General features: G+C 72.5%; 18 protein-coding genes. 5 read left to right on the top strand and 13 right to left on the bottom strand.

Translation table 11 applies throughout. From position 1 onward, the window contains the following. Positions 1-26 precede the first annotated feature (26 nt). Both trpS and HS048_RS08705 read right to left on the bottom strand, forming a co-directional pair. Positions 27-1,031, bottom strand: coding sequence for a tryptophan--tRNA ligase (gene trpS, locus HS048_RS08710; RefSeq protein WP_196466645.1), 1,005 nt, complete (start codon positions 1,029-1,031; stop codon positions 27-29). 14 nt (positions 1,032-1,045) lie between these two features. Further along, positions 1,046-2,437, bottom strand: coding sequence for a hemolysin family protein (locus HS048_RS08705; protein WP_307832392.1), 1,392 nt, complete (start codon positions 2,435-2,437; stop codon positions 1,046-1,048). A 122-nt stretch (positions 2,438-2,559) separates the two neighbouring features. Here HS048_RS08705 and galE point away from each other — a divergent pair, with 122 nt between their 5' ends. Next, positions 2,560-3,519 carry a UDP-glucose 4-epimerase GalE gene (galE, locus tag HS048_RS08700; protein ID WP_196466643.1) on the top strand — a complete coding sequence of 320 codons (960 nt, stop codon included), beginning with the start codon at positions 2,560-2,562 and terminating at the stop codon, positions 3,517-3,519. A gap of 34 nt (positions 3,520-3,553) precedes the next feature. On the opposite strand, the gene HS048_RS08695 is transcribed toward galE, so the two are convergent. The 3 genes from HS048_RS08695 to HS048_RS08685 all read right to left on the bottom strand — a co-directional run bounded on the left by HS048_RS08695 (position 3,554) and on the right by HS048_RS08685 (position 6,875). After that, complete coding sequence (locus tag HS048_RS08695; protein WP_307832549.1) at positions 3,554-4,099, bottom strand: hypothetical protein; 546 nt, start codon at positions 4,097-4,099, stop codon at positions 3,554-3,556. 298 nt (positions 4,100-4,397) lie between these two features. Beyond that, a complete protein-coding gene (locus HS048_RS08690) occupies positions 4,398-5,375 on the bottom strand; it encodes a malate dehydrogenase (RefSeq protein ID WP_068896661.1) in 978 nt (325 codons plus the stop codon). 42 nt (positions 5,376-5,417) lie between these two features. Further along, on the bottom strand, positions 5,418-6,875 hold the full coding sequence (locus tag HS048_RS08685) for an MDR family MFS transporter (protein ID WP_068896660.1): 1,458 nt from the start codon (positions 6,873-6,875) through the stop codon (positions 5,418-5,420). A gap of 56 nt (positions 6,876-6,931) precedes the next feature. Here HS048_RS08685 and HS048_RS08680 point away from each other — a divergent pair, with 56 nt between their 5' ends. Continuing rightward, positions 6,932-7,456, top strand: a complete 525-nt coding sequence (locus tag HS048_RS08680; RefSeq protein ID WP_068896738.1) for a PadR family transcriptional regulator — start codon at positions 6,932-6,934, stop codon at positions 7,454-7,456. A 136-nt stretch (positions 7,457-7,592) separates the two neighbouring features. On the opposite strand, the gene HS048_RS08675 is transcribed toward HS048_RS08680, so the two are convergent. Further along, positions 7,593-9,836 (bottom strand): serine/threonine-protein kinase, encoded by a 2,244-nt coding sequence (locus HS048_RS08675; protein ID WP_196466641.1) that lies wholly within the window; start codon positions 9,834-9,836, stop codon positions 7,593-7,595. Between the two features lie 279 nt (positions 9,837-10,115). Here HS048_RS08675 and HS048_RS08670 point away from each other — a divergent pair, with 279 nt between their 5' ends. Both HS048_RS08670 and HS048_RS08665 read left to right on the top strand, forming a co-directional pair. Further along, positions 10,116-11,711: a sigma-70 family RNA polymerase sigma factor gene (locus tag HS048_RS08670; protein ID WP_196466640.1), complete on the top strand. Its 1,596-nt coding sequence runs from the start codon at positions 10,116-10,118 to the stop codon at positions 11,709-11,711. 675 nt (positions 11,712-12,386) lie between these two features. After that, positions 12,387-12,713 carry a hypothetical protein gene (locus tag HS048_RS08665; RefSeq protein WP_196466639.1) on the top strand — a complete coding sequence of 109 codons (327 nt, stop codon included), beginning with the start codon at positions 12,387-12,389 and terminating at the stop codon, positions 12,711-12,713. Positions 12,714-12,849: 136 nt separating this feature from the next. On the opposite strand, the gene HS048_RS08660 is transcribed toward HS048_RS08665, so the two are convergent. The 3 genes from HS048_RS08660 to HS048_RS08650 all read right to left on the bottom strand — a co-directional run bounded on the left by HS048_RS08660 (position 12,850) and on the right by HS048_RS08650 (position 15,577). Beyond that, positions 12,850-14,067, bottom strand: a complete 1,218-nt coding sequence (locus HS048_RS08660) for an NADP-dependent isocitrate dehydrogenase (RefSeq protein ID WP_196466638.1) — start codon at positions 14,065-14,067, stop codon at positions 12,850-12,852. A 116-nt stretch (positions 14,068-14,183) separates the two neighbouring features. Then, positions 14,184-14,459, bottom strand: coding sequence for a DUF3017 domain-containing protein (locus HS048_RS08655; protein WP_068896654.1), 276 nt, complete (start codon positions 14,457-14,459; stop codon positions 14,184-14,186). Continuing rightward, complete coding sequence (locus HS048_RS08650; protein WP_068896653.1) at positions 14,456-15,577, bottom strand: citrate/2-methylcitrate synthase; 1,122 nt, start codon at positions 15,575-15,577, stop codon at positions 14,456-14,458. The genes HS048_RS08655 and HS048_RS08650 overlap by 4 nt, the downstream gene beginning before the upstream one ends. Positions 15,578-15,758: 181 nt before the next feature. Here HS048_RS08650 and HS048_RS08645 point away from each other — a divergent pair, with 181 nt between their 5' ends. Further along, a complete protein-coding gene (locus HS048_RS08645) occupies positions 15,759-16,415 on the top strand; it encodes an FHA domain-containing protein (protein ID WP_068896652.1) in 657 nt (218 codons plus the stop codon). Here HS048_RS08645 and HS048_RS08640 read toward each other — a convergent pair. The 4 genes from HS048_RS08640 to purN form a co-directional block, all read right to left on the bottom strand. Next, positions 16,412-17,269: a bifunctional methylenetetrahydrofolate dehydrogenase/methenyltetrahydrofolate cyclohydrolase gene (locus HS048_RS08640; protein ID WP_068896651.1), complete on the bottom strand. Its 858-nt coding sequence runs from the start codon at positions 17,267-17,269 to the stop codon at positions 16,412-16,414. The genes HS048_RS08645 and HS048_RS08640 overlap by 4 nt on opposite strands. Positions 17,270-17,413: 144 nt before the next feature. Then, entirely contained in the window at positions 17,414-17,596 is a 183-nt protein-coding gene (locus tag HS048_RS08635; protein WP_068896650.1) for a hypothetical protein, read from the bottom strand. Between the two features lie 526 nt (positions 17,597-18,122). Continuing rightward, positions 18,123-19,667: a bifunctional phosphoribosylaminoimidazolecarboxamide formyltransferase/IMP cyclohydrolase gene (gene purH / locus HS048_RS08630; RefSeq protein WP_196466637.1), complete on the bottom strand. Its 1,545-nt coding sequence runs from the start codon at positions 19,665-19,667 to the stop codon at positions 18,123-18,125. Between the two features lie 139 nt (positions 19,668-19,806). Then, on the bottom strand, positions 19,807-20,433 hold the full coding sequence (gene purN / locus HS048_RS08625) for a phosphoribosylglycinamide formyltransferase (RefSeq protein WP_084008214.1): 627 nt from the start codon (positions 20,431-20,433) through the stop codon (positions 19,807-19,809). Positions 20,434-20,455: the final 22 nt, after the last annotated feature.

Here is a 20,455-nt window from a genome sequence, read left to right as displayed (position 1 = left end):
CTACCCCGGCGGCGGGCGGGAATCGCTCAGGGAGCGGGGAGGAACCCCGCCCGGTCGCGGACCTTCGCCATGGTCTCGGCGGCCACCGCACGGGCCCGCGCGGCGCCGGCGGCGAGCAGCTTGTCGAGCTCGTCCTCGTCGGCGAGCAACTTCTCGGTGCGCTCCCGGATCGGCGTGAAGGTCTCCACGACGGCCTCGGCGACGTCCTTCTTGAAGGTGCCGTAGCCCTGCCCGGCGTAGCGGGCCTCCAGGTCGGGGATCGGCGTGGCGGTCAGCGCCGACAGGATGCGCAGCAGGTTGGCGATGCCGGGCTTGTTCTCCTCGTCGAAGGCGATCTCGGTGCCGGTGTCGGTGACGGCCCGCATGACCTTCTTGCGGAGCGGCCCCGGCTGCTCCAGCAGGTCCAGGATGCCCGCGGGAGAGGAGGACGACTTCGACATCTTGGCCGTCGGCTCCTGCAGATCGGTGATCTTCTCGACGCCCTTGACGATGTAGGGCTCGGGCAGCGTGAAGGTCTCGCCGAAGCGGTGGTTGAAGCGCTGCGCCAGGTCGCGGGTGAGCTCCAGGTGCTGCTTCTGGTCGGCTCCGACCGGGACCTTGTCCGCCCCGTAGAGCAGGATGTCGGCCGCCTGCAGGATCGGGTAGGTGAACAGGCCGACCCCGGCCGAGCTCTCGCCGTACTTGGCGGACTTGTCCTTGAACTGGGTCATCCGCCCGGCCTCGCCCATCCCGGTGAGGCACATCAGGACCCAGGCCAGCTCGGTGTGCTCGCGCACGTGGCTCTGCACGAAGACCGTGGACCGCTCCGGGTCCAGGCCGACGGCGAAGAGCTGGGCCGCGGCGATCCTGGAGCGCCGCCGCAGCGCCTCGGGCTGGTAGTCCACCGTGATCGCGTGCAGGTCGACGACGCAGTAGAAGGCGTCGTGGCCCTCCTGCAGCGCGACGTACTGCCGCACGGCACCCAGGTAGTTGCCCAGGTGGAAGGAGTCGGCGGTGGGCTGGATTCCGGACAGGACACGGGGACTGGCCATAGTCGGTAATTCTGTCAGGCGCCGGGAGTGCTCGGGGACTCCGACGCGGAAGCCGTACCGGAATCCGCGGTCGCCGATCCGGAATCGGGGGAATCGAGAGGAAGATCCGGGGCGGGCGGGCCCTCCTCGGGGCGGCGTTCGATCCGCACCCGTGCCACCCTGCGCCCGTCCAGCTCCGTGACCGACAGCTCGAAGCCGGGGACCTCGACCCGCTCCCCCACCGCGGGCAGGTGCCCGAGGGCCGCCATCACGAACCCGCCGAGGGTCTCGTAGGGCCCGTCGGGCAGCCGGATGCCGGTCTCGCCCGCCACCTCGTCGAGGTTCGCCAGTCCGTCGAGCTCGACCTGCCCGGCGGGCAGCACCGCCTGCTCGCCGGTGACGTCGTGCTCGTCGCGGATGTCGCCGATGAGCTCCTCGACCAGGTCCTCCAGCGTGACGATGCCCGCCGTGCCGCCGTACTCGTCCACCACGATCGCCAGGTGCTGCCCCTCGTCGCGCATCTCCGACAGCGTGTTCAGCACCCGTTTGCTGGCGGGCACCAGTTTGACCGGCCGGATCGGCACCAGCTCGCCGATCGGCTCGATCGACCCGGTCAGGACCGGGTCGAGCAGGTCCCTGATGTGCACGAACCCGATGACGTCGTCGTAGGAGTCCCGGTAGACGGGGAAGCGGGAGTGCGGCATGGCGGCGGCCAGGACGGCGGCCTCGGCGAGCCGGGTGTCGACGGACATGAACTCCACCTCGGTGCGGGGCAGCATCACCTCGCGGAGCTGCCGCTTGCCCGCCGCGAAGACCTCCGCGATCAGGCTGCGCTCGTCCTCGGCCAGCTCCTGGTGGCCGACCACCATGTCGCGCAGCTCCTCGGTGGACATCTCCTCCCGGTCCGCCTCGGGATCGCCGCCGAGCAGCCTGACCACGCCGTCGGTGGACTTCGACAGCGCCCAGATGACCGGCCGCGACAGCGCGGCCACCCGGTCCAGGAACGGCGCCACCAGGAGGGAGAGCCCTTCGGCCCGCTGCCGGGCCAGCCTCTTGGGCGCCAGCTCGCCCAGCACCAGGGAGAAGTAGGAGATCACCAGGGTCACCAGCACCAGCGCGGCGGGTGCGGCGACGGCGGCCGGCGCGCCCCAGCCGGTCAGCACGGGCACCAGGTCCTTGGCCAGGGTGTCGGCGCCGAACGCCGCCGACAGCATGGTCGCCACGGTGACGCCGATCTGCACGGCCGACAGGAAGCGGTTGGGGTCGCGGGCGAGCTTCGCGGCCCTGGCCCCCCTGCGCCCCCGCGCGCCGAGCCTGCGCACCTGGCTCTCCCGGAGGGAGACCATGGCCATCTCCGCGCCCGCGAAGAATCCACCGATCAGGACGAAGAGCAGGACCAGCGCGATGTTGGCCAGGACACTGTTCACGACACCCGCTCCGTCATGGCCGTCGCCCGTTCCGACTCTCGCCGATATTGGATGAGCCAGCATATGCTGGCGGTAGGCTTACATAAATAAACATCTTCAAACACCATCAAACAGGAGGGCTCGTGAAACTGCTGGTCACCGGGGGAGCCGGCTACATCGGGAGCGTCGTGGCGGCCCAGCTCACCGAGGCGGGCCACGAGGTCACCGTGCTCGACGACCTCTCCACCGGCCACGCCGACGCGGTGCCGTCCGGCGCGCGCTTCGTGCAGGGCTCCATCACCGACGCCGCCGCCGTGCTGGAGGGGATGGACGGCGTGCTGCACTTCGCCGCCAAGTCCCTGGTCGGCGAGTCCGTGGAGAGGCCCGGGCTCTACTGGGCGCACAACCTGGGCGGCACCCTGGCCCTGCTGGACGCCATGCGCACCGCCGGCGTCGGCCGCATCGTGTTCTCCTCCACCGCCGCCACGTACGGCGAGCCGGAGCGCTCCCCCATCGTGGAGACCGACCCGACCCGCCCGACCAACCCCTACGGCGCCTCCAAGCTCGCGGTCGACACCGCGCTCACCGCCTTCGCCGGGATGTACGGCCTGGCCCCGGTCAGCCTGCGCTACTTCAACGTGGGCGGCGCGTACACCGCGGCCGACGGCCGGGTCTACCGCGAGCGCCACACCGTGGAGACCCACCTGATTCCCAATGTCCTCGCCGTGGCGCTGGGACAGCGCGAGTCGGTCAACGTGTTCGGCACGGACTACCCGACCCCCGACGGGACATGCGTGCGCGACTACATCCACGTGTCCGACCTGGCCCGCGCCCACCTGCTCGCGCTGGACGCCTGCACGCCGGGCGAGCACAAGGTCTACAACCTGGGCAGCGGGGCCGGCTTCTCGGTCCAGGAGGTCGTGTCGGTCTGCCGCGAGGTGACCGGGCACCCGATCCCGGCGGTCGTGGGCGGGCGCCGCGCCGGGGACCCGGCCGTGCTGGTGGCCTCCTCCGAGAAGATCCAGCGAGAGCTCGGCTGGAAGCCGGAGCACCCGGAGGTGCGGGACATCGTCGCCGACGCCTGGGCGGCCCTGCCCCGCTGAACCGGCGCCCCGGCGCCCCGGCGCCCCGTGCGGGTCACCGCGCGCCCCGCCTCGTCACGGGGGTCACCGTGCGGACCGCGTTGTCGGTCTCGTCCCCGTCCACGACCCGGGAGGAGAGCACGGCGGTGGCCCGCAGCGGGCCGCGCGCGCCCGGCCGGACCACCCCGGTGATCGTCACCTTGCCGTCGCCTCCCGCCGGCACGTCCCGGCGGGAGGCGCAGACCACCTCGCGCGCCGACCGGCCGGGGCGGCACTCCGCGACGTCGACGTAGCGGATCCGCACCGCCTTCGGCAGCCGGACGGTGAGCACGGGCAGCACCGCGTCGCCCGGCCCCGAGTTGCGCACCCGCACCCGGTAGACCAGCCGCCGCCCCGGCCGCGCGCGCCGCGGCGACGCCTCCATGCGCACGGACAGGTCCGCACCGCCCCACGCGGCCCTGCCGGCCGCCGGAGCCGCCCCCGGTTCCACGGCGCCCACCCGCGCCGTCCTCTTCTCCGCGGCCCCCGCCGTCGCCGCCTCCGGCGCTCCCGCGAGAACCAGACCCATCACTCCGGCGACGACCCGCGCCGCACCATGCACCTTCAACACCGCTCCCCCGACGATCAGTGATCATTGAACGCGTTGATCATGATCGGCGGGCCGAACGACACGTCATGGCTCCGCCATCACCGGGGCATCTGACACCCTCCTCCGCCTGAAAACGGAGGATTTCGATCTGATCCCCGAGGAGGGGACCACGTTGAGGTTCGCGGGTGACACGAAAGAGCCCCGGACCGCGGAGGTCCGGGGCTCCTGCCGTACGCCCGCGTCCTCGCCCGGATCAGACCGGGGCCCGGACGGCACGCGGACGGCGTCGCGCTCAGGTCAGGCGTCGCGCTCAGATCAGGCCGAGGGCGCGGACGGCGTCGCGCTCCTCCACCAGCTCGCGCACCGAGGCGTCGATGCGCTCGCGGGAGAAGGCGTCGATCTCCAGGCCCTGGATGATCTCCCACCTGCCGCCGCGCGAGGCGACCGGGAAGGACGAGATGAGGCCCTCGGGGACGCCGTAGGAACCGTCGGACGGGATCGCGGCGGAGGTCCACTCGGTGCCGTTGACCCAGTCGAAGACGTGGTCGATCGCGGCGTTGGCGGCGGAGGCGGCCGAGGACGCGCCCCGGGCCTCGATGATCGCGGCGCCGCGCTTGGCCACGGTCGGGATGAAGGTGTCGCGCAGCCAGGCCTCGTCCACCTGCTCGGCCGCGATCTTGCCGCCGACCTCGGCGTGGAACAGGTCGGGGTACTGGGTGGCGGAGTGGTTGCCCCAGATCGTCATCTTCTTGATCTCGGTGACCGGGACCTGGAGCTTGGCCGCGAGCTGGGAGAGCGCGCGGTTGTGGTCCAGCCGGGTCATCGCGGTGAAGCGCTCGGCCGGGACGTCCGGCGCGTGCTGCTGCGCGATCAGGGCGTTGGTGTTGGCCGGGTTGCCCACGACGAGGACGCGGATGTCGTCGGCCGCGTTGTCGTTGATGGCCTTGCCCTGCGGGCCGAAGATGCCGCCGTTGGCCTCCAGGAGGTCGCCGCGCTCCATGCCGGCCTTGCGCGGCATGGCGCCGACCAGCAGCGCGACGTTCGCCCCGGCGAAGGCGACGTTCGGGTCGTCGGTGATCTCGATGCCGCTCAGCAGCGGGAACGCGCAGTCGTCGAGCTCCATCGCGGTGCCCTCGGCGGCCTTCACCGCCTGCGGGACCTCCAGCAGGCTCAGCTTGACCGGGACGTCAGCGCCCAGCAACTGGCCCGACGCGATGCGGAACAGCAGCGCGTAGCCGATCTGACCGGCGGCGCCGGTGACGGTGACCTTTACGGGAGTCTGGGCCATGACCTTCCCCCACTCGAAGGATGAATTCTGACGCTGGGGATGTTACTCCGCGGGCCGGGGCGGCCCTCCGGCGAGTGCCCCGATTCGCCCGCCGGGCAGTGCCAGCAGTGCGGCCAGGGCGAGCACGGCCCCGGCCACGGCGAGCCAGGGGACGACGGCGGCCGTCGCGGCGGCGTGCGCCGCCTCCGGGCCGTGCGACGCGGCCTCGTCTCGGACGACCGCGGTGTAGAGGCCGCCCGCCAGGGCCAGGGCGACGGAGCCGCCGATCTGCCGGAAGAAGGTCAGGTTCGCGCTCGCCGTACCGATGAGGCGCGGCGGGACCGCGAACTGGACCGCCACCGTGAGGCCGGACAGCATGGGTCCCATACCCAGGCCGAGCAGGGCCATCCAGCCGGCCAGGGCGAGACCGGAGGTGGCGGTCGTGAGCCCGGCGCAGAGCAGCCCGCCGACCGCGATCAGGAAGGGGCCGGCGACCAGCCAGGGCTTGTACCTCCCGGTCCTGGAGATGAGCGCGCCGGTGACCACGCTGCCCGCCACCATCCCGAGCATGAGCGGGTAGATCCGCAGGCCCGACTCGGTGGCGCTGAGCCCCAGCGCCTCCTGGAAGTAGCGGGGCAGGAATACCACCCCGGCGTAGAGGCAGAAGGCGGTGAGGAACGAGGCGGCGTTGGCCAGGGCGTAGGTCCGGTCGCGGAACAGCTCCAGCGGGATGATCGGCTCCGCGGCGCGCCGCTCGACCAGGACGAACAGCACCAGGCCCGCGGCGGCCACCGCGACCGGCCAGAGCACCGGGGCGTCGGTCCACGACTGGTCGCCCCGGCCCTTCTCGGTGAGCCCGACGAGCAGCGCCCCGATCGCCCCGGTGAACACGGCGATGCCGAGGTAGTCGGGACGGGCGCCGCGGCCCTGCCCGGCCGTGTGCGGCAGCCGCGCCACGACGATCGCGAGCACGGCCAGGCCGATCGGCAGGTTGACCAGGAACGCCCAGCGCCAGCCGGCCGTGTCGGTGAACACCCCGCCGAGGAACGGTCCGGCGATGTAGCTCAGCGCCATCACCCCGCCCAGCGCGCCCTGCACCCGGCCGCTCCGGCCGGGCGGGAACAGGTCGGCGACCAGGGCCAGTGAGAGCGGGAGCAGGGCGCCCGCGCCGAGCCCCTGCAGACCCCGGAAGGCGATGAGCTGGGTCATGTCCTGGGCCGCGCCGCACAGCGCCGAACCGGCGAGGAACAGCCCCACGCCGACGATCAGGAGCGGCTTGCGGCCGTAGACGTCGGAGAGCCTGCCGTACAGGGGGACGGTGATCGTGGAGGTCAGCAGGTAGGCCGTGACCACCCAGGTGTAGAGGTCGGCCCCGCCCAGCTCCTGGACGATCCGGGGCAGCGCGGTGCCGACGATCGTCTGGTCGAGCATCGCCAGGAACATCCCGCCCAGCACGGCAAGCAGCAGCAGCCCGTCGCCGGGGCGGGTCTCCGCGGGGGGAGTCGATATGTCAGTAGCCACATGTAGATATTGATATGTCACTTCTTACATGTCAATCCGCGGCTAGGATGGACGGCATGTCCCTGCGCATGGCGCTCCTCGGCCTGCTGACGGCGTCAGGCCCGGCGAGCGGCTACGACCTCACGAAACGCTTCGAGAGCTCGGTCAACCACGCCTGGCACGCCGGGCACAGCCAGATCTATCCGGAGCTCGCCAAGATGGCCGCCGACGGCCTGGTGACGGTCGGCGAGGAGGGGCCGCGCGGCCGGAAGACCTACACGGTCACCGAGGAGGGCTCCCGGCGGCTGCACGACTGGCTGGTGACGAAGGAGCACTTCCGCCCGGTCCGCGACGAGGGGGCGCTGCGCGCCTTCCTGCTGCCCATGCTGGAGCCGGAGGAGTCCGTGCCGCTGCTCCGCAGGGAGGCGGGGGTCTACGCCGCCAGGCTGGCCGAGCTGGAGGCGCTGGAGGCGTCCAAGCCGCGGGAGCGGGAGACCCGCTTCGGGAGATACGCCCTGGACCTGGGGATCCGCCAGATGCGGATGATGCGGGACTGGGCCGAGGAGACCGCCGACCGGATCGAACACGCCGCCCGGGGTTAGCCGCGGCGGGAGCCCGCGACCGGTCCCGGCAGCCGGTCGCGGCCGGTCGTGATCGGTCCCGGCCGGAATCGCCGCAGGTCACCGCCTGTCCCGGCCGGGGGTCTCGGCCGACCGTGACCGGTCCCGGCCGGTCCCGTCAGCCGCAGTCGGCCATGGCGGGCTGCGCGTCCTCCCGCGTGGGGAACTCGACGCCGGGGAAGTGCTCGTCGAGCATCTCCTTGATCCTGCCCTCCCGGTAGAGCCCGGCGATCACCGCCCGGACGGCCCGGCAGGCGCGCTCGTCGCCCTTCTTCAGCGCCACCGCGTAGCGCTCGTCGGTGAGCTTCAGGCCGAGCACCCTCTTGGGGGTCGCCTCCCGCGCGGGATCGGCGTATCCGGCCAGCACCAGGTCGTCGCCGGGGACCGCGTCGACCTCGCCGGTCAGCAGCTTGTCCATGCACTGGGCGTAGTTGCCCGCGGGGACCGGCCTGAGGCTGGGCACCGCGTCCCGCACCACGCCCACGGCGGAGCTCCCGGCCGGCGCGCACAGCCGCCGGTTCTCCAGCCCGGCCAGGGAGGCGATCGGCGAGTCGTCCCTGACGAGCACGTCCACGTGGGCGAGGTAGTACGGCCCGGCGAACGTGACGTCGCCGTCCTCGTCGATCGGGTAGGTCGCGACGACCATGTCGACCTCTCCGCTCGCCAGCAGCCCCGGCCGCTCCTGCAGGCGGGTGGCCCGGAAGGTGACGCCGCCGGCGGGCACCCCCAGCTCCCGGGCGATCTCGGTGGCGAGGTCCACCTCGAAACCGGCCCACCTCCCGCCGCTCTGCAGCGCGACGCCGGGCAGGAAGTCCCGCATCCCGACGGTGAGCCGCTTGGTCACGGCCACCCGGTCCACGAGCGAGTCGCCCTTCGTCCCACCCTGCCCGCCGGTCTTCTCGGGCCCGGGTCCGGAGGCGGTCCCGGTGAGGAACGACGGACGCCAGCCGGTGGCGTAGGCGGTCGCCGCCCCCCCGATCAGCAGCACGGCCACCACCAGGGCGATCCAGCGCGCCCGGCGCGGACGCCCGGAGGCGCCGGCGGCCCCCGGCTCCTCGAGCGGGACGGGACGGGTCGCCTCCCAGCCCGGCGGCCCGGCGTCGGAGGACGGCGGACGGTCGAACCGCCCGGGACCCGACGGACCGGGCGGACGGTACGGCGCCGTCTGGTCGGAGACGTACGGCACGGGCCGGTCGGAGCCGTACGGCACGGGCTGATCCGGCGCGAAGCGCGGATCCCGGACCGGCGGATCCGACGCGAAACGCGGGTCGCGGAACCCGGTCGAGGGCACCGCGGGCGGCTGCGGGCGCGAACCGGGGACGCGCATGACGCTGGTGGCCTCGCCGGCCTCCCCGTCCTCGTCCCCGTGCCCGTCCGGGGTCCCGGCGGAGCCCTCCCCCGGGCCGGTCCCCGCCGGCCCGGCCTGAGGGCGGGTCCCCGTCTCCGGATCGGGCCCCGTGCCGGGCTCATCACCGGAACCCGCGGGGACCGGTGCCGCCGGGCTGGCGAGCTGCACGCCCCGGGTGAGCACCGCCGGGGAGGCGTCGCCCGCCTCGGGGTGGCCGAGCAGGCGCAGCAGGACCCGGTCGGCCGAGGGCCGGGCGGCGGGGTCCTTGGCCAGGGCCGCGCGGACCGTGCTCCGCAACGGCTCCGGCATCATGCCGACGTCGACCTCCTGGGTCAGGATGCGGCTCAGCACGACGGCGATGGAGCCACCGCCGAAGGTCATCTCACCGGTCGCCGCGTACGCGATGGTCGCCCCCCACGCGAACACGTCGGTGTACGGTCCGACGTCGTCCCCGGAGACCTGCTCCGGAGCCATGTAGGCGGGGGTGCCGACGGCCCGGCTGGTGATCGTCCCGGTGGAGTCGATGATGCGGGCGATGCCGAAGTCGACCACGCGGGGGCCGTCGGCGGCCATGAGCACGTTGTCGGGCTTGAGGTCCCGGTGCACGATCGAGGCGTGGTGGATCGCGGTGAGCGCGGTGGCCGTGCCGACCGCCAGCCGCTGCAGCGGGGCGCCGCTGAGCGGGCCGTCGGCCTCCACGACCTGCCGCAGCGACCTGCCCTCGATGTACTCGCTGGCGATGTAGGGGGTGTCACCCTCCAGATCGACGGCGACGACGGCCGCCGTGCAGAACGAGGCGACCCGCTGCGCCGCCCGCGCCTCGCGCGCGAACCGTGACCTGGCGATCGCGTCACCGGAGAACTTCACGTGCAGCAGCTTGATCGCCACCCGCTCCCCGGCCGCGTCCGTCCCCAGGTAGACGACCCCCTGACCGCCCTCCCCGATCCGCCCGACGACGCGGAACGGGCCGAGCTGGCGCGGCTCCCCCGCTCCCAGTGGCTCGATCTGCGGCATCTTCTTCCCTACGGTCTCGCCCGGCTCCGATGGGAAAAACTTTACGTCCCGGCGAGGGCCCGTCCCTCCGCGTTACCCCGACGTGACCTCGCCGACGCCCGGTCCCGGCGCCCCGGCGCGGGGCCGCCTCCCGGGCCAGGCGACGCCGACGGGGGCACACGGACAGGAACGCACCGGTACGCTTCCAACCGGCCGACTATTGACAATCGTCCCGATTTGGCGCTCCGGCCACCTGGATCGCTACCGTTTGATCTCCCCAACCATGCGGAGTAAGGCCCAATGCGCCGATATATCGGTTTTCGCGACTTCGTCCAGCGCGATCAGCGTTCCCTCGTCGGCACCGGACTCCTGCTCACCGGCAGCCACGAGCAGGCCATCCGGCTGGCCCTGCGCGCCTACCGCACCGTGGGCCTGGCCTGGCCCCCCACGCCGTGGGAGAACCCCGCCACGCACGCCCACACGGCGCTCTACCGCGCCTTCCTCCGCAGGCCGACCGCCGCCGGCGCCACCGCCCTGGTACGGCTCCCGCCGCGCCGCCGTCTCATCGCCGTCGCCTGCCTCCACGACGGCAGGACGCCCGAGGAGATGGCCGACGTCCTCGGCCTGCCCGTGGAGACCGTGGAGTCGGAGCTCACCGAGGCGCTCGACACCCTCACCAAGGGGGACCGCAGGCGCCTGGTCAACCGGTTCGCCACGCAGGCGGGCGAGGCCTCCGTCCCCGACCTGTCCGACCGGTCGCTGGCGGACCTGCGCCGCCGCGGCAGGCGCAGGGTCCTGCTGACGGCCGCCGTCCTCACCCTGCTGGTCGGGTTCATCGTCACGCTGACCCCGCAGGGCCAGGTGTGGACCACCGCGCTGGCCGCGGGCGACCGCGGCTCCGGCGCCTCGGCCGCGGTCCCGCAGGCCGCCACGGCCTCCTCCGGGCCGTCCGCCCCCGGATCGGCCTCCGCCTCGCCCTCTGCGGAGCCCTCCGCCGGAGGGACCGCACAGCCCGCCGTACCCACCGCGTGGAAGGCGCCGCGCACGTCCTACGTGATCCGCTACGCGGTCCCCGGCGAGTGCCGGGGAGCCCGTCCCGCGACGCCGTACGCGGGGAAGGTCCTCTGCTCGGGCTGGACCCTGGCCATGACCTCCGACCGCCCGTCGAAGGACCGGCCCGGTCTCCCCAAGGCGACCTGCGAGCCGGGCGGCTGCAGGGCCACGCTCCACGTCCCCGACGCGGTCCAGGACCTGGGATACGGCGACGACCGCTCGCGGGAGCTCGGCCCGGCCGTCAGCCGGGACGGCCGGCGCCTCGCCTACCTCAGCGCGGCGGAGCTCCGGTACGTCGCCCACGACCTGCCGAGCGGGACGAAACGCTACCTGTCCCCCGCGCTCACCCCGGCCGACCTCGAGCACACCTCCGTCGCCGTCTCCCCGGACGGCCGCCACTTCACCGTGCGCCTGGCCGACCGGCGGCTCCGGACCGACTTCGCCACCGGTTCGACCTCGCCCGTGCCCGCCGGGGAGACGACGCCCGCGGAGAGGTCCGCGGGCTGGCTCGACGAGGAGTACCCGGGCTGGACGGCCTCTCCCAGCGGGAAGTACGCCGCGGCCGCCGTCTCGGGAGAGCCGGGGAACGACAGCCTCCACATCTTGGACGCCGCCTCCCGGCGGGTCGTCAAGCGCATGCCGCTGCCCCCGCTCGGCGAGCCCGTCGCGGCCGAGGCCGTGCACTGGCTGAGCGCCCGCGAGGTCGTCGTCGAGCTGACCGGCCGGACCAGCCGGGACATCCTGGGGTTCTACCGGGTCGACGTGCGCAACGGCCGGATGCACCGCCTGGCCGGGCTCCCCGCCGACGACCGGATCGCCATCGGCGCGGCCGCGGACCGCTGACACGCCGGCGCGGAGCGGACGGCACGGACTACCCGAGCTCGCAGACGGACGTGACCGGACCGCGGATCCACGGCGGTGCGTCCTCGGCGAAGGGCCCGCCCGCCTCCGCCGTCCCCCACCACCGATCCGCCCGGACCCGTAGATCGATCGTCTCGGGGGCCGTCCCGCAGTCGGTGACGGCGTAGGAGAGCGCCAGCCGCAGCGTCTCCGCGATGCCGCTACGGCCCGGGCCTGGATCCGCAGGTCCCCGCCTGCTCCGGCTGGCGGCTGGCCGTGCGGTCCGGGGAGGCCGTCGAGGGCGCGGAACCGGTCGAAGGGAACGGCGCGCTCCGGTCGATCGAGATCCCCGACGCGGCCCGGCAGCTCAGCGTCCTCGGCGGTCCCACGCTCCAGCCCTCGCTGCGGGTGAGCGGCGATGGCCGCCGGGTCGCCTGCGGCACTGGGGGCACCTTACGGCCCTCATCACGGCCGAGAAGGCCCGACGCGGGGCCGTGCCTGCCTTGCCCCTTTTCGGCGGGCTCAGGTTCTTCACTCCGGAGATCGGAACCCGAGTCGGCCCTGTGTTCCGTATGGAGATGCCGGGGACCGGTAGATAACGGTTCATCACCGGTTTCTCCTGCACAAATAGGACGATTATGCACATAACGCCCAAATCGCCACAAAAGGGAGAACGTGATGAACTTCCAGCGATCCGCCGGACTCTTCATCGGGGCGACCAGCACGTTCATCGCCATACTCGGCGCCGCACCGGTCACCGCGACCGCGGACCCCGCCACCACCGCCAGGGCGGAGTGCACCTACCAGGTGCAGAGGGTCAGGACCTTCCTCTCCGTGCGCGAGAGGCCCACAGTGAACAGCAGAGAGATCGACCGCCTCTTCCCCGGTGACTACACCGTCGGCCGCTGCAAGAACTACAACGGCTGGCGGTACGTGGAAGGTTCGCGCTACGGCCTCAACGGCTACTCGGCCAACTACTACCTGAAGCTGGTCATCCAGCGCTGAGTCGGACGCCCCGTCCCCGGGTCCGGCCCGGAGACGAGGAGAGGGCCGCCCCGGACGGGCGGCCCTCTCCCTGTGCGTGGTGCTCAGCGCGGCCGGGGAGCGGGAACCGCCCTCCCGTGCCGCCGGACGGTCGTCGTCAGAGCGCCATCTTCCGCTGCAGGTTCTCGTCCAGGGCCGCCAGGAAGTCCTGGGTGGTCAGCCACTGGGCGTCGCCGCCGACGAGCAGGGCGAGGTCCTTGGTCATCTGACCGCCCTCGACGGTCTCGATGCAGACCTGCTCCAGCTTCTCGGCGAAGTCGGTCACCGCGGGGGTGTTGTCGAGCTTGCCGCGGTGGGCCAGGCCCCGGGTCCACGCGAAGATCGAGGCGATCGGGTTGGTGGAGGTCGGGTTGCCCTTCTGGTGCTCACGGTAGTGACGGGTCACGGTGCCGTGGGCGGCCTCGGCCTCGACGGTGCGGCCGTCGGGCGACATCAGGACCGAGGTCATCAGGCCGAGCGAGCCGAAGCCCTGCGCGACGGTGTCGGACTGCACGTCGCCGTCGTAGTTCTTGCAGGCCCAGACGTAGCCGCCCTCCCACTTCATCGCCGCGGCGACCATGTCGTCGATCAGGCGGTGCTCGTAGGAGATGCCGGCGGCCTCGAAGTCCTTCTTGAACTCGGTCTCGAACACCTCGGCGAAGATGTCCTTGAAGCGCCCGTCGTAGGCCTTCATGATCGTGTTCTTCGTCGACAGGTAGACCGGGTAGTTGCGGGCCAGGCCGTACCGCATCGAGGCGCGGGCGAAGTCGCGGATCGACTCGTCCAGGTTGTACATCGCCATGGCGACGCCGGCGCCCGGGAAGTCGAAGACGTTGAGCTCGATCGGCTCCGAGCCGTCCTTCGGGGTGAAGGTCAGCGTCAGCGAGCCCTCGCCGGGGATCTTGACGTCGGTGGCGCGGTACTGGTCGCCGAAGGCGTGACGGCCGATGACGATCGGCTTGGTCCAGCCCGGCACCAGCCGCGGCACGTTGGACATGATGATCGGCTCGCGGAAGACCACGCCGCCGAGGATGTTGCGGATGGTCCCGTTCGGGGACTTCCACATCTTCTTGAGGCCGAACTCCTCGACCCGCGCCTCGTCCGGGGTGATGGTGGCGCACTTGACGCCGACGCCGTACTGCTTGATGGCGTTGGCGGAGTCGATCGTCACCTGGTCGTCCGTGGCGTCGCGGTGCTCGATGCCGAGGTCGTAGTACTTCAGGTCGACGTCGAGGTAGGGGAGGATCAGCTGCTCCTTGATGAACTGCCAGATGATCCTCGTCATCTCGTCGCCGTCAAGCTCGACGACGGGGTTCTCTACCTTGATCTTGGGCATGCGTGTGGTTCCCCTTCTGAACTAACACGGGCCAGACAGTCCTTTTGAGGCTCACTGGCCGTTGAGGCTATCGGACGGGTGCGCGCGGCCTGAGGGCCACCCGGTCATCCGACGACTTATCGCGGCATGAGCCACGGATACTCCAGCAGCAACGACCCGGCCATCAGCGCGGCGCCGAGGACGGCGAGCGTGACGGCGTCGGTCGTCTTCTTCCGTACGGCCAGCCGTCCGCCTCCGGCCAGCCTCGTCGCGGCGCCCAGCATGATGACGGCGCCGAGCGCGAATCCCCCCCACTCGACGTCGACCAGCACGGCCGCGGCGACGGCGAGGACCGCACCCGCAAGCACCAGCGGGTACGGTCCCCAGCGGTCGTCTGTCGTCCTGGTGTTCACCGCTCGCCGATCGGCTTCCACTTCTGGTCCCGCTCGCCGATGTACTCGCTGTCCGGACGGATCAGCCGGTTGTCGGCGTGCTGCTCGATGACGTGTGCGGTCCATCCTGACATGCGGCTGACCGAGAAGACCGGAGTGAACAGGTCGGTCGGGATGCCGAGGTAGTGGTAGACCGTCGCGGCGTAGAAGTCGACGTTCGGGTAGAGGCCCTTCGTCTCGAAGACGACCTCCTCCATCTCCTTGGACATCCGGTAGTAGGTGTCGTCCCCGGAGGCCTCGGCGAGCTCCTGCGACATCTTGCGCAGGTGCGTGGCACGCGGGTCCTCGGTCTTGTAGACGCGGTGCCCGAAGCCCATGATCTTCTCGCCGGCCGCGAGCCTGTCGCGTACGGCCTGCGCCACGCCGCTCGGGTCCAGTGCCTCCAGGGTGCGCATGACCTGCTCGTTGGCGCCGCCGTGGAGCGGGCCCTTGAGCGTGCCGATGGCGGCGACGACGGCCGAGTGCATGTCCGACAGGGTCGCGGCGCAGACGCGGGCGGCGAACGTCGAGGCGTTCATCGTGTGGTCGGCGTGCAGGACGAGGCAGGCGTCGAAGATCTCCACGGCGCGGGTGTCGGCGGCGCGGCCGGTGATCTGCAGCAGGAAGTTCGCCGCGACGCTGAGCGCCGGGTCCGGCTCCGGGATCCGCGTGCCGGTCCTGGCCGCGTGGTAGCGGGCCACCAGGAGCGGCTGCTGCGCGGTCAGCCGGGCGGCCTTGCGCCGGTTGGCCTCCGGAGCGTTGGAGTCCTTGTCCGGATCGTCCGCGCCGGCGAGCGAGACCAGCGTGCGCAGCGCCTCCATGGGCGCCTGCTTCGCCGCGACCTCCGCGACGTTGGCTTCGACGAGGGCGCCGAGCGTGCGCCCCCGGACCAGCTCCGCGCCGTAGGCGGCCAGCTGCTCCCGCGTGGGGAGCGTGCCGCACTGCAGCAGGTGCGCGGTCTCTTCGAAGGTGGTACGGCCGGCCAGATCGTGGATGTCGTATCCGCGATAGAAGAGGCGACCGGCCTGACCGTCGATGTCACTGAGCGCTGTGGACGCGGCTACGACATCGGCGAGGCCTTTGGTGGGCTTGTCCGCCATGAGTGTTTCCTCCGCTTATCTTCCCCGGAAGTCTACCCGTGAGCAGGGGAAACCTTTTCGAGAGGTCCAGACCAATTTCACGAAGGATTCTGCTTCTGGCAAAGGAGATTCCGCATCCCCTCGTTTGGGTAAGCCGGAGCTGTAGTAACAGTTACGGCGGGCTACCTGGGGAGGAACTGCCGTGGAGGGGCCGTTCATACGCATCGAGGACACCGGCGAGGTGGTCCCGCTGCGCCCCGAGATCACGACGGTCGGGCGAGGCCGGGGAGTCGACATCCGGCTCACCGATCCGAGCGTGTCCCGGCTGCACGCGGAATTCGTCCGGCGCGGACCCTACCTGTACGTCGTTGACCTGGGCCTGTCCCGCAACGGCACGCGGGTGAACGGCAGGCCGATCGCCCGGAGGGTCCTCGACGACGGCGACGTCGTCTCCTTCGGCGCCGCGCGGGGCCGGATCGGCGGGGTCCCGCGCGAGGACTTCGTCCCCGAGGTCGAGCTCCGCCGCGCGGCGGCGCCGGAGCTGACCAGGCGGGAGGTGGACGTGCTGACGTCGCTGTGCCGGCCGGCGCTCTCGGACGAGGCGTTCGTCGCCCCGGCCACGGCGCGGGAGATCGCGGACGATCTGGTGGTGACGGAGGCGGCGGTCAAGCAGCACCTCCTCCGCCTTTACCAGAAATTCCGGATTCCGGAGGGCACCAACCGGCGCACCAGGCTGGCCAACGAGGTCGTGGCCCTGGGGCTGGTCAGGCCCACCCCGGTCGTGCCGCCCCAGCGGGCGACCGGCGGCGGCGCCGAGCCCTCGCCGGCGGCGACCACCGTGGGCCGCCGGGCGTCCTAGCCGATCCCGGCCTGGCGCTCGGCGGCCTCGACCACGTTGGCGAGCAGCAGGGCCCGGGTCATCGGGCCCACCCCGCCGGGGTTGGGGGTCAGGAAGCCCGCGACGTCCGCCACGTCCGGGGCGACGTCACCGGCGATCTTCCCCTCGACCCGGGAGACGCCGACGTCGAGCACGGCCGCGCCGGGCTTGACCATGTCCGCGGTGATCAGGTGCGGCACGCCCGCGGCGGCGACGACGACGTCGGCGCGCCGGGTGTGGGCCGCCAGGTCCTGGGTGCCGGTGTGGCAGAGGGTGACGGTGGCGTTCTCCGAGCGGCGGGTCAGCAGCAGGCCGAGCGAGCGGCCCACCGTGATGCCGCGGCCGACCACGACGACCTCGGCGCCCTTGAGCGGCACGCCGTACTCCTGCAGGAGCAGGACGATGCCGTGCGGGGTGCAGGGCAGCGGCGCGTCGACCATGTGCACCAGGCGGCCCAGGTTGACCGGGTGGAGGCCGTCGGCGTCCTTGGCCGGGTCCATCCGCTCCAGGAGCGCCTGGGTGTCCAGGTGCCGGGGCAGCGGGAGCTGGACGATGTAGCCGGTGCACTCGGCCGAGGCGTTGAGGTCGTCGATGACCTCCTCGACCTCCGCCTGGGTGGCGTTGTCCGGCAGGTCCCTGCGGATGGAGGCGATGCCGACCTCGGCGCAGTCGCGGTGCTTGCCGGCGACGTAGATCTGGCTGCCGGGGTCGTCGCCGACCAGGACCGTGCCGAGCCCGGGGGTGATCCCCCGCTCCTTCAGCGCGGCCACCCGCTCCGCCAGACTTGCCTTGATCTTCGCCGCGGTGGCCTTGCCGTCCAGAATCTGCGCGCTCATGATGCCAACTTTCTCATGAGATCGTCCGTGCCCGGCCGTCGGCACCGCCTGCCGGACCGGCCGAGCCGGGGCCGCGGACCGCCGGTGGACCGCGCACGCGCCGTCCACCGGAGCGGCCCCGCGGACCGCGTGCCGTACGGCGGGTCAGCCGCGCTCGGCCGCCTCGGCCTCGCGCCGCTCGATGATCCGGCGGGTGAAGGGGATGACCTCCACGGCCTTGGCGCCCAGGTAACCCGCACCGAGCGCGAGCGCCACCAGGAAGACGGGGCTCTGCCAGAAACCGGCGATCATCACCAGCGCGGGGAGCAGGAAGTCGAGCACGGCCATGCGAGGTCTCCAAGGGAAAGAGAAGGGATGACACAGGCTAAGCGCGCGCCAAACCTTTTCGAGCCGAAAAATTGTGTTCAACTCGCCACTCTTTTGTCTCCTGTCCCAGTGACCTGTCTCACCCGGCCGGTCCGGGGCCCCGGGGTTCCGGAGAGGAGCGGCCGTGCGGCGCCGGCCGGAAGGCTTCGCGCGAGTGGCACCACCTGTATCGGCGGGCGGAGCCTCCGCCGTAGGGCTTTCCGGAACTTCCCCGCCCGGTCCCCCGCCCGGTCGCTCCGGTCGCCCCACGGGCTCACCGCGTGCGCGGCCGTACGGGCTCGCCGCGTGCGCAGCCGTACGGGCTCCCCGGCTCGGATTCACGGCCCGCACGGGCGGCGGAGGACGGCACGCGGCGGAAGACGGCGCCGGCGGGGAGCAGGAAACGGACACGGCCGCCGCGGAACGCGACGGCCGTGCGGACGGAGAGGGCCCCGAGGGCTCCCGCCGGGGCTCGCAGGCGGGAGCACGGAGGCCCCCACCGGGACTCCTAGTGGAAGAAGTGGCGGGTACCGGTGAAGTAGAGGGTGACTCCGGCGGCCTCGGCCGCGGCGATCACCTCGTCGTCCCGGATGGAGCCGCCGGGCTCCACGATCGCCTTCACGCCCGCGTCGACGAGCACCTTGAGCCCGTCGGCGAAGGGGAAGAACGCGTCGGAGGCCGCCACCGACCCGGCGGCGCGGTCACCGGCGCGGGAGACCGCGAGCTGGGCCGAGTCGACCCGGTTGACCTGGCCCATGCCGACGCCGACGCTCGCACCGCCCGCGGCCAGCAGGATCGCGTTGGACTTCACCGAGCGGCACGCCTTCCAGGCGAAGGCCAGGTCCGCGAGGACCTCCGCCGACGCCGCGGGGCCCGCCTTGAGCTCCCAGGCCTCGGCCGCGTCGCCGGGGGCGTCCACCCGGTCGGCGGTCTGCACCAGCAGGCCGCCGTCGATCCGGCGGAACTCGGCCGGGTTGGCCGGCCCCTGGGGGCAGGCCAGCAGGCGGAGGTTCTTCTTCTCGGTCAGTACGGCCAGCGCCCCGGCGGTGAACCCGGTGGCGACCACGACCTCGGTGAAGACCTCGGCGATCTGCCGGGCCAGCGCCTCGGTGACCTCGCCGTTGACCGCGATGACGCCGCCGTAGGCCGAGACCGGGTCGCAGGCGTTGGCCTTGCGGTGCGCCTCGGCGACGTCGGCCCCGACCGCGATGCCGCACGGGTTCTGGTGCTTGATGATCGCGACGGCGGGCTCGGCGAAGTCCCACGCCGCCCGCCAGGCCGCGTCGGCGTCGAGGTAGTTGTTGTAGGACATCTCCTTGCCGTGCAGCTGCTCGGCGCCGGCCAGCCCGCCGGTGCCCGCGGTGTAGAGCGCGGCGCGCTGGTGCGGGTTCTCCCCGTAGCGCAGGGCGGCCGACAGCTCCCAGGAGGCCCCCATGAAGGCGGGCCAGGTGCCCTCCTCCGCCGTGTAGACGTCGGCGAACCAGGAGGCCACGGCGGTGTCGTAGGAGGCGGTGTGCGCGTAGGCGGCGGCCGCCAGGCGGCGGCGCTCGGTGAGGGTGAAGCCCCCGGCGGCGACCGCGGCGAGCACGTCGCCGTAGGCGGCCGGGTCCACCACGACCGCGGCGGTGCCGTGGTTCTTGGCGGCGGCGCGGATCATCGCCGGGCCGCCGATGTCGATCTGCTCCACGCACTCGGCGTCGGAGGCGCCGGAGGCGACGGTCTGCTGGAACGGGTAGAGGTTGACGACGACCAGCTGGAACGGGTCGATCTCCAGCTCCTCCAGCTGCGCGACGTGGGCGGGGTTGCCGCCGTCGGCGAGCAGTCCCGCGTGCACGCGCGGGTGCAGGGTCTTGACCCGGCCGTCGAGGCACTCGGGGAACCCGGTCAGCGCCTCCACCGGGGTGACCGGGACGCCGAAGGAGGCGATCTTCGCGGCGGTGCCGCCGGTGGAGACGATCTCCACCCCTGCGGCGTCGAGCCCGCGTGCCAGCTCCTCCAGCCCGCTCTTGTCGTACACCGCGATCAACGCGCGCCGGATGGCGATGCGGGTCACTTCTCGGTCCTCCTGTGTCGGTTCCGGTTCTTCCGGGGGCGCCCGGCTCATCCGCCGGGTCGCCCGGCCGCCTGGTCGGCGGGGGTCGAGCGGGTGCCGGGCGGCTGCCGGGCACGTATCGGGGCGCGTGTCGGCCGAGTCAGCCGACGGCGGCGGGCCGGCCGAGGCGGACGGTCCGGCCGGTGACCGTCCAGCCCTCGCGGGCCATCCGGCCGACGGTGTCGACGAGCAGCCCCCGCTCGACGGTCTTGATGCGCTCGTGCAGGGTGTGCTCGTCGTCGCCGTCGTAGACGCGGACGGCCTCCTGGGCGATGATCGGGCCGGTGTCGACCCCGGCGTCGGCGAGCATCACGGTGCAGCCGGTGACCCGCACGCCGTACGCGAGGGCGTCGCGGACCCCGTGCGCGCCGGGGAAGGCCGGCAGCAGCGCGGGGTGGGTGTTGAGCACGGGGAAGGCGGTCAGCGTCGGCGCGCCGAGGATCTTCATGAACCCGGCGCAGACCACCAGATCGGGTTCGTGCTCCGCGATCCCGGCCGCGAGCGCCCGGTCCCACGCCGCGCGGTCGGGATGGTCCGCGACGCGCTCGACGAAGACCGGCACCCCGGCGCGCTCCGCGCGGGCCAGTCCTTCGATCCCGTCGCGGTCGGCGCCCACCGCCACGATCCGGGCGCCGTAACCCTCGTCTGCCACGGCGTCCAGCAGGGCCTGTAGGTTTGTTCCAGATCCGGACACGAGAACCACAAGCCGAGCGGCCTGGGATGACACCGACGCACTCCATTCGGACGGG

The organism is Planomonospora sp. ID91781, from assembly GCF_015711595.1.
Lineage (GTDB): Bacteria > Actinomycetota > Actinomycetes > Streptosporangiales > Streptosporangiaceae > Planomonospora > Planomonospora parontospora.
Note: the sequence above shows the minus strand (reverse complement) of the source record. Positions and strands in the feature narration are given on the sequence as shown.